Source organism: Mesorhizobium sp. M0040 (assembly GCF_040323505.1).
In the GTDB taxonomy this organism is placed as follows: domain Bacteria; phylum Pseudomonadota; class Alphaproteobacteria; order Rhizobiales; family Rhizobiaceae; genus Mesorhizobium.
The window spans coordinates 172,990-184,890 of record NZ_JAMYVA010000009.1 but is presented as its reverse complement, the minus strand read 5'-3'; the positions used below and the strand labels follow the sequence as shown (position 1 = coordinate 184,890).

General features: G+C 62.1%; 12 protein-coding genes. 6 read left to right on the top strand and 6 right to left on the bottom strand.

What is annotated here, in order from left to right; translation table 11 throughout:
* The first annotated feature begins 1 nt into the window (after window position 1).
* Window positions 2-910 (top strand): substrate-binding domain-containing protein, encoded by a 909-nt coding sequence (locus NKJ91_RS11305; RefSeq protein WP_352455601.1) that lies wholly within the window; start codon window positions 2-4, stop codon window positions 908-910.
* Here the strand turns inward: NKJ91_RS11305 and NKJ91_RS11300 are convergent.
* Entirely contained in the window at window positions 875-1,108 is a 234-nt protein-coding gene (locus tag NKJ91_RS11300; protein WP_352455600.1) for a hypothetical protein, read from the bottom strand. The genes NKJ91_RS11305 and NKJ91_RS11300 overlap by 36 nt on opposite strands.
* Before the next feature lie 220 nt (window positions 1,109-1,328).
* Here NKJ91_RS11300 and pqqB point away from each other — a divergent pair, with 220 nt between their 5' ends.
* From pqqB to pqqE, 4 genes are read left to right on the top strand one after another with little or no spacing between them, the layout of a single operon-like run.
* Window positions 1,329-2,267 (top strand): pyrroloquinoline quinone biosynthesis protein PqqB, encoded by a 939-nt coding sequence (pqqB, locus tag NKJ91_RS11295; RefSeq protein WP_352455599.1) that lies wholly within the window; start codon window positions 1,329-1,331, stop codon window positions 2,265-2,267.
* Complete coding sequence (gene pqqC / locus NKJ91_RS11290) at window positions 2,264-3,022, top strand: pyrroloquinoline-quinone synthase PqqC (protein ID WP_352455598.1); 759 nt, start codon at window positions 2,264-2,266, stop codon at window positions 3,020-3,022. Before pqqB ends, pqqC begins: the two co-directional genes overlap by 4 nt.
* Complete coding sequence (pqqD, locus tag NKJ91_RS11285) at window positions 3,019-3,315, top strand: pyrroloquinoline quinone biosynthesis peptide chaperone PqqD (protein WP_023678820.1); 297 nt, start codon at window positions 3,019-3,021, stop codon at window positions 3,313-3,315. The genes pqqC and pqqD overlap by 4 nt, the downstream gene beginning before the upstream one ends.
* Entirely contained in the window at window positions 3,312-4,433 is a 1,122-nt protein-coding gene (pqqE, locus tag NKJ91_RS11280; protein ID WP_352455597.1) for a pyrroloquinoline quinone biosynthesis protein PqqE, read from the top strand. The genes pqqD and pqqE overlap by 4 nt, the downstream gene beginning before the upstream one ends.
* A gap of 20 nt (window positions 4,434-4,453) precedes the next feature.
* On the opposite strand, the gene fghA is transcribed toward pqqE, so the two are convergent.
* The 5 genes from fghA to NKJ91_RS11255 form a co-directional block, all read right to left on the bottom strand.
* Complete coding sequence (gene fghA / locus NKJ91_RS11275) at window positions 4,454-5,305, bottom strand: S-formylglutathione hydrolase (RefSeq protein WP_352455596.1); 852 nt, start codon at window positions 5,303-5,305, stop codon at window positions 4,454-4,456.
* Between the two features lie 457 nt (window positions 5,306-5,762).
* A complete protein-coding gene (locus NKJ91_RS11270) occupies window positions 5,763-7,217 on the bottom strand; it encodes an aldehyde dehydrogenase family protein (RefSeq protein ID WP_352455595.1) in 1,455 nt (484 codons plus the stop codon).
* Complete coding sequence (locus NKJ91_RS11265) at window positions 7,214-8,488, bottom strand: NAD(P)/FAD-dependent oxidoreductase (RefSeq protein WP_352455594.1); 1,275 nt, start codon at window positions 8,486-8,488, stop codon at window positions 7,214-7,216. The genes NKJ91_RS11270 and NKJ91_RS11265 overlap by 4 nt, the downstream gene beginning before the upstream one ends.
* A gap of 56 nt (window positions 8,489-8,544) precedes the next feature.
* Complete coding sequence (locus NKJ91_RS11260) at window positions 8,545-9,723, bottom strand: alanine racemase (RefSeq protein ID WP_352455593.1); 1,179 nt, start codon at window positions 9,721-9,723, stop codon at window positions 8,545-8,547.
* Window positions 9,724-9,734: 11 nt separating this feature from the next.
* Window positions 9,735-10,601, bottom strand: coding sequence for a GNAT family N-acetyltransferase (locus tag NKJ91_RS11255; RefSeq protein ID WP_352455636.1), 867 nt, complete (start codon window positions 10,599-10,601; stop codon window positions 9,735-9,737).
* Here NKJ91_RS11255 and NKJ91_RS11250 point away from each other — a divergent pair.
* Complete coding sequence (locus tag NKJ91_RS11250) at window positions 10,587-11,765, top strand: ornithine cyclodeaminase family protein (RefSeq protein WP_352455592.1); 1,179 nt, start codon at window positions 10,587-10,589, stop codon at window positions 11,763-11,765. The two genes, NKJ91_RS11255 and NKJ91_RS11250, sit on opposite strands and share 15 nt — an antisense overlap.
* Window positions 11,766-11,901 lie beyond the last annotated feature (136 nt).

Genomic DNA, 11,901 nt, shown 5'->3' with positions numbered 1-11,901 from the left:
TATGATCGGCTGCACTGCATCGAAGCTGCGCGTCGTTCTGCCGATCCTCGGCGCGTTCGCCTTGCTGCCGTCGAACGTTCTGGCTCAAAATGCCGGGCTTGGCGCTGCGGGCGAACTTGTGGATCCCGACATTCTGCGCGTCTGCGCCGATCCCTCGAATATGCCCTTTACCGACAAGAACGGCCAAGGCTTCGAAAACAAGCTGGCTGAACTGGTTGCCAAGAAGACGGGGCGGAAATCAGTCGCTTACACGTGGTTTCCCACTGTCACCGGCTTTGTGCGAAACACGCTGGGGGCCAACCGATGCGACATCATCATGGGCTACGCCCAAGGCGATGAACTGGTGCAGAACACCAACGCCTACTATCGCTCCGCCTATGTGCTCGTATACCCCAAAGGCAACGGCATGGAAGGCATCGAGACGATCGAAGACCCGAAACTTTCCGGCAAGAGAATCGGCGTCGTCGAAAGCACGCCGCCAACCGCCAACATGGCCGCCAACAAGCTTCTGCGGACCGCCAAGATCTATCCACTCGCGGTGGATACGCGCGTCACTCCTTCCATGGGGGAGGTCATGATCAAGGACATGCTCGCCGGCAAGATTGACGCGGCGGTCCTGTGGGGGCCGATGGCAGGTTACTATGCCAGGGAACTCGGAGCCGATGTCACCATTGTTCCGTTGTTGAAGGAAAAAACCGGCTCGCGCATGTCCTACCGCATCACCATGGGCGTACGTCCGTCCGACCAGGAATGGAAACGGACGCTCAACCGGGTGATCAGGGAAAACCAGCCGGAGATCACCAAGCTCCTGCTGGGTTACAATGTGCCGCTGATCGACGAGCACGAGAATCCGATTACGCAATGTTGGGATGGGTCAGGAGGAGGAAAAACCTGCGCGATGAACAATTGAAGAGAAGACTACAGCTACTTTCGATAGTTTGTTTTTCGGGCCTTTCAAAACCTTGTGTTTCATTTGTCCATTTTGAGAACGTGATGGACGAGCCATTGCTTCGGTGCCCTGCAATGGTTGGCTAACCACCGGATCGGCCCCTTCGGGCTGGTAGAAGAGGAGAAATGTTATGAAGAAGAGCTGGACAAAACCGACCATGTGTCAGGTTGCTGCGGGCTTTGAAATTTCGCGGTATCTGCCTGCTGAAATTACTCCCAAGAAGTAGGCCGCAGAGGTGCGTGTCCCTGGCAACAGGGGCACGCATCCCCTTGCCGTATGGGATTTTCGTGAAAGAGTTTGAGGCGCGCAAAGCGGGCGGGCCGTTTTTTGCGGCTGCAAATTGGCTGCTGGTCAGAGAAGCCGCGGGGCGGGCGTTTTCATGCGCTTGAGAATCATCGGATCGGCGGCCGGCGGCGGCTTTCCGCAATGGAACTGCAATTATCGTCTGAGCCGTGCGGCTCGCACCGGGGTAGCTGGCGTGCATTCACGAACCCAATCGAGTGTCGCCGCGTCGGCGGATGGACTCGGCTGGGTTCTGTTCAACGCCTCGCCCGACATTCGCCAGCAGATCGCGGCAACGCCTGAATTGCAGCCCGCGCACGATGCGCCGCTGCGCTCGACGCCCATTCGCGCGGTCGTGCTGACCAATGCCGATGTCGATCATGTCGCCGGCCTGCTCAGCCTGCGTGAGCGGCAGCCTTTCGCTATCTATGCAACGACACAGGTTCTGGCGACGCTGAAGGCGAATTCGATTTTCAATGTCCTCGATCCGGCGCTCGTGCCGCGACGCATCTTGCCGCCGGCGCAAGAACTGTCGATCTGCGACACAGACGGCCACGACACCGGGGTGGCTGTCGAGAGCTTTCCCGTGCCCGGGAAGATAGCCCTCTATCTCGAAGAAAGAGGTCAGCCGGATGCGAATTTCAGCTCTGACACTGGCGACACGATCGGCGTCCGTATCGCCGGTGCCGGCAGTCGCGGCTCCGTCTTCTACATCCCCGGCTGCGCCCGCATCGATGCGGCCCTGCGCACGCGTCTAGCCGATGCCGCATGCCTTCTGTTCGACGGCACGGTCTTCACCGACGACGAGTTGATTGCTGCCGGCGTCGGCCAAAAGACCGGTGCGCGCATGGGGCATCTGGCAATGTCGGGAGACGCGGGGTCGATCGCCGGCTTGGCCGATGTGAGGATCGGCCGTCGTGTCTTCGTCCACATCAACAACACCAATCCTGTTCTGGACGAGAATTCTGCCGAGCATGCAGCAGTCGAAGCGGCTGGCTGGGAAGTGGCCGGCGATGGGATGGAGATGGAATTTTGAGTGATTTCCACCACGCAGCCAGCAACGGCCTGTCCTCCAGAGAGCTCGAAGCCGTGCTGCGGCAGGTCGGTGCCGAGCGCTATCACAACCACCATCCTTTCCATCACAGGATGACCAGCGGTGCGCTGTCGAGGACCGAGATGCAGGCCTGGGCGCTGAATCGCTATTGCTATCAGGCGGTCATTCCGCGCAAGGATGCCATGATCCTCGCTCATGCCGAGGATCCGGCGTTTCGCGCCGCCTGGCGCAAACGCATCGAGGATCATGACGGCGAGGACGGCTGGAGCGGCGGTATTGCGCGCTGGTTGCACCTGGCGACCTCGCTCGGTCTCGATGCCGACGCGGTGAAGAGCGAGAGGCTGGCCCTGCCGGCGACACGTTTTGCGGTTGGCGCTTACCTCTCCTTTTGCACGAACCGGACCCTGCTGGAGGCGGTCGCGTCGTCGCTGACTGAGATGTTCTCGCCGCTCATCATCGGCGAGCGGGTGCCCGCGATGCTGGCCAGATACGATTATATCACCGAGGACACGCTGGCCTATTTCACCCGACGGCCCGAACAGGCCTCGCGCGACGCCGACTTCGCGCTCGCCTATGTGCTCGAACATGCCGACACGGCAGAACGCCAGCAGCAGGTGATCGATGCACTGGTGTTCAAATGCGATATACTCTGGGCCATGCTCGACGCGCTTCAACACGCCTATGGCGAGCCGGGCAATATCCCGCCGGGCGCCTTCCGTCCGGAGGCAGCCCAATGATGGCACTGCGCGAAAGAGCCATGGTGTCGCTGCAGTCGGTTCCATCGCTGCCGAAGCATGTGCGCATACAGTATGACCCCGTGCGCCAGGCGTTCGCCGTGCTGTCGCCCGAAAAGGTGTTCTGGCCAAACGAGATCAGCCTCGACATATTGCGCCGCTGCGATGGGCGGTCCACGGTCGGCCACATCATTGCCGGCCTTGCCGCAGATTACGATGCCGAACAGGAGGCTGTGGCGGCCGATGTCATCGCCTTCCTGCAGGAATGGTCTGACAAGCTGCTGGTGAAGCTATGAGCGAGCCCCCTCTCCCCCCGATCGGCATGCTGGCGGAACTGACGCATCGCTGCCCGCTGCAATGCCCCTATTGCTCCAATCCGCTCGAATTGCTGAAGGCCAATCGCGAACTCGACACGCAGAGCTGGCTCGACCTATTCTCGCAGGCCGCCGATCTTGGCGTTCTCCAGGTGCATCTGTCCGGCGGTGAACCGACGCTGCGTCGCGATCTCGAGCAATTGATCGCCGGGCTTTCGGCGCGCGGCGTCTACACCAACCTGATCACCGCCGGTGTCGGCATTGCGGATGGCCGCATCGAGGCATTTGCCGAAGCCGGGCTCGACCATCTGCAACTGAGCTTTCAAGGTGCACGGCCGGCGACCACCGAGCGCATCGGCAATCACAGGGGCAGCCACGAAAAGAAGCTGGAAACGGCACGTCGCGCTCGCGCGGCCGGCTTGCCGCTTACCATCAACGCGCCGATCCATCGCCACAATATCGAGGAGGTACCGGAATTCATCGATCTGGCCCTTTCGCTGGGTGCGGAGCGTCTCGAGATCGCCAGCGTGCAGTACGCCGGCTGGGCGCTGACCAATCGCGATCAACTGATGCCCGAGCGTGCTGCCGTCGACCGCCAGGCGGAGATCGTCGCGGCGGCGCGCGAACGGCTCACCGGCATCATGAACATCGATTTCGTCACGCCGGATTATTTCGCCATCTATCCCAAGCCGTGCATGGGCGGCTGGGCGCGCGACGCCTTCATGGTGACGCCAGACGGCACCGTACTGCCATGCCATGCCGCCCAGACCATACCGTCGCTCGGCTTCGAGCGTTTTGGATCACGCAGCCTGGCCGCGATCTGGACCGATTCCCCGGCATTTAATGCCTTTCGAGGCACGGACTGGATGCAGGAGCCCTGCCGCAACTGTGAGCGGCGCGAGATCGACTGGGGCGGCTGTCGCTGCCAGGCGATGGCAATCGCCGGCGATGCCGCCGCGACGGACCCGGCTTGCGCGAAATCGCCGATCCATGCGCGCATGGCAATGCTGATCGACGAGGCCCAGCGCGCTGCGACGGTTCCTTCGAAGGACGAACCATTCGTCTACCGGCGCATCGGCATCGTCACCGAGCCCGCCTGACTGCCAACTATTCCTACGGCCTACCCTCGTGAAAGCCGTTCGGCATGCCACGTCATATGGTCATGCATGAATGTCGAAATGAAAAAATAGGAGTGATCGTATTCGTCCTGCATCCGCAATTTCAACGGAATGCCTGCCTTGGAGCAGGCGTCTTCGAGCAGCCAAGGCCTGAGGCCCTCCTGGAGGAAACCGTCTGACGTTCCGTGATCGACCAGGAATTCCGGGAAACGATGTCCATCCTCGATGAGCGAAGTGGCATCGTAGCGCCGCCACGACGCCTCATCCAGGCCGAGATATTTTTCGAAAGCCGGCTTCGACCAGCCGGCTGTGCTTGGCTGCACGATCGGCGCAAACGCCGAGCAACTTCTGAAACGCGCGGGATTGTTCAGTGCGATCGTCAGCGCGCCATGCCCGCCCATCGAATGGCCGAAGATCGACTGGCGCGCCATATCGGCGGGAAATTCGCGCCCGATGACGGCTGGCAGCTCCTCGACGATATAGGAATACATGCGATAGTTCTTGGCATACGGCTCTTGCGTCGCGTCGAGGTAGAAACCGGCGCCGCTGCCGAACTGCCAATTGTCCTTTTCATCCGGAATGTCGGCACCACGCGGGCTGGTGTCGGGACAGACAACGATCAAGCCAAGTTCGGCGGCAATACGTCTGTATTCGCCTTTTTCCATTACATTCGCATGGGTGCAGCTGAGCCCGGAGAGGTACCACACCACGGGGCAACGGCTTTCCCGTGCCTGCGGAGGCACGAAAATGGCAAACGTCATTTCGCACGAGCAGCTCGTCGAAAGATGAGAGTAAACATGCTGGGCGCCGCCATGCGACTTGGCAGTCGAGACGAGTTTCGGGTGCTCTGGCATATATTCTTCTCCACCAATTGCCGCCGACCGTAGGCTCTACGACATCAAGGGTGATCGCGGCAACCTTGGTGGGCCGGCTGGCGCGCGGCGCTCTTGATCGGAGCCGGGATGGCCTGCCTTCGCCGACCGTCTTGGCGCAGCAAGGCGCGAGAGGCCACTCGCTGGCGCAGCGTTGCCCAGCAAGCCATACGGGCCAGGCTGGGCGATTGTTGGCGATGCTGGCTATAACAAGGACGCACTCACTGCGCAGGCATCGGCGATGCTTCCGGGACGCCGAACTCTGCGCAAATGCACTTGCCCTGGCTTTCAGTGGCGACAGCCGCTTCGACGCGGCTATGGCGGACGAGCACGCACGCGTCATCGCGTGGGCTCGCAGCAAGCGCGCCAGGGTACCGAGCAAGAACTTGTGAGCCGACGGCTATTCCCGACCGTCGAAAGCCACGGACAGGCCCAGGGCCTAGAAATAGCCGAGTATGGATTTTACCTCGAGATACTCCAACATGCCCTCGATCCCATATTCGCGTCCGTTTCCGGACTGCTTGAAACCGCCAAACGGGGCGTGCGGATCCCAGGCCGGGTAGTTGAGATGCACCTGACCGGAGCGGATCCGCGAGGCCACGCCCCTGACGGCGTCCACATCCTGGCCCTGCACATGGGCCCCCAGACCGTAGACCGTGTCGTTGGCGATGGTGACGGCCTCCTCGATTGTGTCGTAGGGGATGATGCAGAGAACTGGCCCAAAGACCTCTTCCTGGGCAATGCGCATGGTCGTGCGCACGTCGGAAAAGATGGTCGGCCTCACATAGAACCCGACGTTCAGATCGTGCGCACGGCCCGGTCCGCCGGTGAGAAGCTTGGCGCCCTCAGAAATGCCGACGCCGATCATGGTTTGGATGCGGTCGAATTGGGCACGGTTTGCGATTGCACCGTGAGTTGTGGCTTCGCAAAGCGGATCGCCAATGACGATCTGGGCTGCGGCCCTTTTGGCGATTGCCTCGATCTCGGAGAGCAGCGAGCGTGGCACGATCATGCGCGTCGGGGCGCTGCATGACTGGCCGAGATTGCGGAAGGCGGCGGCTACGCCCAGAGAAACGGCGCGATCGAGATCTGCGTCCGGCAGGATCACGTTCGGCGACTTGCCGCCCAGCTCCTGCGCGACACGCTTGACCGTCGTCGCTGCCGCCTGGGCCACCGCAATGCCCGCGCGGGTGGACCCGGTAATGGAGATCATGTCGACATCCGGATGGGAGGCGAGACCCATACCGACGCCTGGACCATCACCTTGCAGGAGGTTGAAAACCCCGGCAGGGAAGCCGGCTTCCTCGATTGCCTCGGCGAACAGCAGGGCGTCCAAGGGAGAAAGCTCACTCGGCTTCAGCACGATCGTGCAGCCTGCAGCGAGCGCCGGCGAAACCTTGGCGGTGATCTGGTAAAGTGGCCAGTTCCACGGAGTGATCAAGGCGCAGACACCGATCGGTTCGTGGGTGACGGCGGTTTGCCCCCGTTGCTTGACGAAGCGAAAGTCTGTCAGCACATCGCGAGCGACCTTAACATGCGTGATCGCCAGCGGCACCTGGGCGCTGCGCGCATAGCCGATCGCCGCGCCCATTTCGAGGCTCAGGCATTGAGCCAGCAGTTCGCCGCGCGCCTCGAGCAGCGCTTGCAGGCGATCGAGCAGACCCGCGCGGTCTTCTGGCGTGGTCCGACTCCAGGTGGCGAATGCCCGGCGAGCCGCTGCAACGGCCGCGTCAACGTCCTCGCCATTTCCAAGCGGAAACTGGCTCACAACCTCTTCTGTGGCGGGATTGACGACGACGCCCGTCGCGGTGCCGCTCGGCTCAACCCATTGACCGTCGATGAAGAACTTGTCCAGGTGGCCGTTGCGGGCCAGGCGTTCGAGGGGCGTCATCACCCTACAAGGTCCTTCATGCGGTAATAGGCGCCGAGAATCGGCAGGAACCAGGGGCGCCCGAAATAACCGGGGATCGCTGGCCAGTCGAAATCCTTCCAGGGATTGAGCTCGGGGTGCCCGTCCATGACGTCGGCCATGATGGTGCCCATCAACGTCGACATCTGGGTCCCGTGTCCGCTATAGCCCATCGAGTAATAGATGCCATCGCGCTCTCCGGCGCGCGGCAGGCGATCGCGGGTCATATCGACCATGCCGCCCCAGCAGTAGTCGATGCGGGTGCCGGCCAGTTCCGGAAAGACCTCGACCATCGCCGCCTTGAGTATCCGGCCGCTTTTTTGGTCGGATTGAGGGTTGGACACGGCAAAGCGCGCCCTCCCGCCGAACAAAAGGCGATTGTCCGGCGTGAGCCGCCAGTAGACAACGAGATTGCGCGTGTCGACGACCATGCGCCCAGTCGGCATGAGACGCCTAAGGTGGTCGGGCGACAGCGGCTCGGTCACGATCAGAAATGCGCCGACCGGGATCATGCGCCGGCGGATCCAGCCGAGCGGGCCAACCTGGGAAATGCCGCTTGCCAACAGGACCTGCCGCGCGACGATCTTGCCCTTTGGCGTCGTTACCTCATGCCCGCCTGAAACCTTGCGCATCGCAATGACGGGCGAGCGTTCATGAACCTCTGCGCCACGCCGGGCAGCGGCGGTCGCGAGGCCCCGGACGAACCGGCCGACATGCATGCCCGCGCTCTTGGGAAAGAGCAGCCCGCCATGGTAGCGGTTGGTGCCGACTTCGGTTCGCAGGTCCTCGCGCGCGATCATCCTGGTGTCGGGATCGACATTGGCAGCCAGTAGTTCCTGGCTGCGCGCCAGCATGGCGTAGTGCTCGGGCTTGGCGGCAAGCTTGAGTTTGCCGACGCGGGAGAAGCTGCAGTCGATCTTCTCTTCCTGCACCAGCCGCTCGACCATATCGACGCCGGCGTCAAAAGCCTTGTAGAGCGCATTTGCGGCCAGCTTGCCGTGCTTGCCAGCCATGATTGCATAGTTCTGGGCAAAGCCGTTGTTGCACATGCCGCCATTGCGGCCGGACGCGGCATTGCCGATCGTTTCGGCCTCCAACAGGGCAACCCGGGCGCCCTTTTTGGCAAGGGCCAGCGCTGCGGAGGAGCCGGTCAAGCCGCCGCCCACAATCGCCACGTCGTAGTGGCCTTCGAGCGGTTTGGACGACGCTTCATTGAACGGCTGAGACGTATCCAGCCAGTAAGAGGTAAACTTCATTTTCTTGACCACCAGTGTTGATTTGAGTGGGGCGACATCCGAGCGTAGTCGCGCGCCTACCAGCCGCGCATCCGCTCCCAACGCGCTTCAATCTTGGGGCTGTCCCCGTTGACGACGCTGTAGAAATCATGCTGGGCGGCCATCGCACACGCATGGTTGGGCAGAATCCGGACCCGAGTCCCGAGCGGCAACTCGGGCATGGACTTTCCAGAGCCGGCACGAATGGCGAGGATACCGTGTTCCTGGCTGGCCTGGGCCACGATCACATCTTCAAGCACCCGCCCCTTTTCGTCGCAGACCACGCCGTAACCCTGGTCGATCTGCTGGTTTGCGGTTCCCCGGTCGCGCGAAAGCGCCATCCATCCAGCGTCAACCAGCACCCATCCCTTTTCCGGCTTGGACCCGATCACCGTGGCCAATACGGAAATCGCGATGTCGTCGAGTTCGCACACCCCAACGCCGTGCTGGACCAGGTCGAAGAACATGTAGACCCCGGCGCGCAGCTCCGTGACCCCCTCAAGATTGCTGGCGAAATGCGCTGTCGGCGTCGAGCCGACGCTGACGATCGGGCAGGCATGGCCATGGGCGCGCAGGATTTCAGCCGCGCGCACCGTGGCTGAACGCTCGTTCTCGCCTGCCTTGACCAGCGCATCGGGCGTGTTCAAGCCATAGGATTCGCCTGCATGGGCGAGAACGCCGACGAGTTTGGCACTGGCCGCGACGACACTGCCGGCCACGTCAAGCAACTTCGGGTCGTCCGGCCTCAAACCACCGCGATGGTCATCGCAGTCCAGTTCGATGAAAACAGATGGGGTCATACCGGTGGTTTCGCGGACGCTGGCCAGGGCATCGGCCTGCCCGACCGAATCGAGCAACAGCTTCACATCAGCGCCGGTGCGGCGACAAAGCTCCATGGCCCGCGTGGCCGAGGCCGGCGAAATGCCGACCGCGTAGGTCATGTCTCGAAAGCCATGGCCCGCGAAATACTCCGCCTCGGCGATGGTCGAGACCGTGATCGGACCGCGTTCGCGATGGAACGCGCATCGGGCGACATCGATGCTCTTGGCCGTCTTCATATGCGGGCGCAGCACCACGCCAAGCTTCCTGGCGCGCTCAGCCAGACCCTTGATGTTGTGCTCGAGCCGGCCACGGTCTAGAAGCAGCGTCGGGGTGACCAAGGCGTCGATCGTCCTAGCCGTCTCGCTCACCGCCAAGCTTGCCGCCAGCTTATTCATAGTCTCGTTTCCTAAGTGAACGACTGGTTTGCCAACGCATACATATGGGCTGGCCCCTCGGCGCCGGGTCGTTGTCCTTTGACCATGGCGGTCGCACTGCCGGACCGCTGCAGGCCAAGGCTCGCAAGCCAGTCGCCCAATCCATCCTCGGCATAGACGTCGATGCGAACGAATTGATTGTGAAGCTTCGAAAGCTGGGCCAGGATCAGAAGCCGCGCGTCGTGGTCGCTCTCGGCTGCACAAGGGCCGACGACATAGCCGCGGCCAAACCTCCTCGCGACAGCGTAGCCTGCAATCCGTCCCCTGCGCTCAATGACCAATGCGTTGCCCACATCGGCGAGCGCAGCCACCATCGGCAGCCGGGGCATGCCCGTGGCCCGTTCGTCGAAGGCCTGGATTGCCGCGAGGTCAGAGGCTGTCGCTTGACGGATGTCGTCGCGGGTACTCCGCGTCACGGCGACAGCCAGCGAGCCCTGGTGCTGAAGCACCGTGCCCCATGCAGTGAAGCCGCGTCGCTTGTAGAGCGCCAGCCCCTCTTCGGTTGAGTTGAGCAGCAGGTTGCGACCGTGTGTCGCCTCAAGCAATCCATCAAAGAGCCGGGCGCCGTTGCCACCGCCTTGCGCGGAGCCAGTAACTATGATCATCCCGACCGAGGCATAGGACTGTCCGTAATTCCAGGACATGGCCGTGCCAATCACCTGTCCTGCCCGCTCAAGGACCAGGCCATTGCCGACCATCAGGGCAAATTCCCAATCCTCCTGACGGTAGGGCCAGGCCATCTCCTGCGACAGCTTCAGTGCGCCCGGCAAATGGCGGGTTTCCAATTTCATCAGCTCGATCGGGGCGCTGACGATATCTCTGTCATGATCAAAGGCCATAAGGTGCAACGCTGTCAGTTGATCCAGAGTCGGATTGAAGTCGGATCTGAGAGTCGCGCCCGGCGGACAGATTTCGCTGCTGTTTTGCCCCTTCAAATCAGCGGGATTATTCGTTTTATGCAGTTCCTCGGCATGCCAAATCGTGCAAATCGGGCGAGGAATACCTGGCACCTTGAATCGCCGCTTCGTGGTTGCCCGATCGGCGATGCCCAGGAGGAATTTTGGATGATCTACATCAGCGAAGAGGAGTCAGCCGCCCTCGTCACGCATGAACTTGCTTTCGAGGCGGCGCGCGAGGCTCTCGTGGCGGCAGCATCGCGGCAGAGCTGGGTCTTTCCGGCTGTTCTCGGGCGCACACAGGAGGTGACCAATACCTTCTCAATCAAATCCGGTTCGTCGGGCGAGCTGACCGGCGTGAAAATTGGCTCCTTCTGGTCGGGCAACCCGGCACGTGGCCTTCCGCGCCACAACTCGACCATCGTGCTGCTCGATCAGCATACAGGTCGGCTCGGCGCCGTAGTCGAGGCCGGGAAGGTCAACGCCTACAGGACGGCCGCCGCCGACGCGGTTGCGGCCGATCTTCTTGCGCGCAAGCAAGCCAAGGTTCTGGCGATTTTCGGGGCCGGCAACCAGGCGAGCTTCGAAGTGATGGCGCTGGCACGCATCCGCCCAATCGAAACCGTGCTGGTCGTGGCCCGGCCTTCGCCGCGGCGCGACGCTTTTGTCGATCAGATCGGCGAAAGGGGACTGAAGGCGCGCGCTGCCTTGCCGGAAGAAGCCGTGCGCACGGCCGACATCGTGGTGACGGCGACACCCGCACGCGAACCGCTGTTCGATGCCGCTTGGGTGGGACCCGGAACCCATATCGTCAGCATCGGGTCGGATGCTCCGGGTAAACGCGAATTGCCGAGCGAATTATTTCCCAAGGCACGTCTGTTTTGTGATCTGCTTTCCCAGTCCGTCCAGATCGGCGAGTTCCAATACGTGCGCGACGAGATCGACGCCGGCGTGCTTGTGGTAACACCAATCGGCGACGTTATTGAAAGGCGTGCGCTCGGACGCCGCTTCGACAATGAGATCACGGTCTTCGATAGTTCCGGCATCTCCCTGCAGGACCTCTACATGGCCGACGCGCTGATCCGCGCAAAGGCGTCCCACCGCTGATCAGTTTCGCACCACGCCCCAGTCCCGACGGATTTTTCGACACTCTCCGGCAACAAGGTGACCTCGCGCGATCCTGCAGTCGTGTCAGCGGCGGGCGCGCCAAAGGGTTTGCCCGCATGAACCACGGATCGCCCCC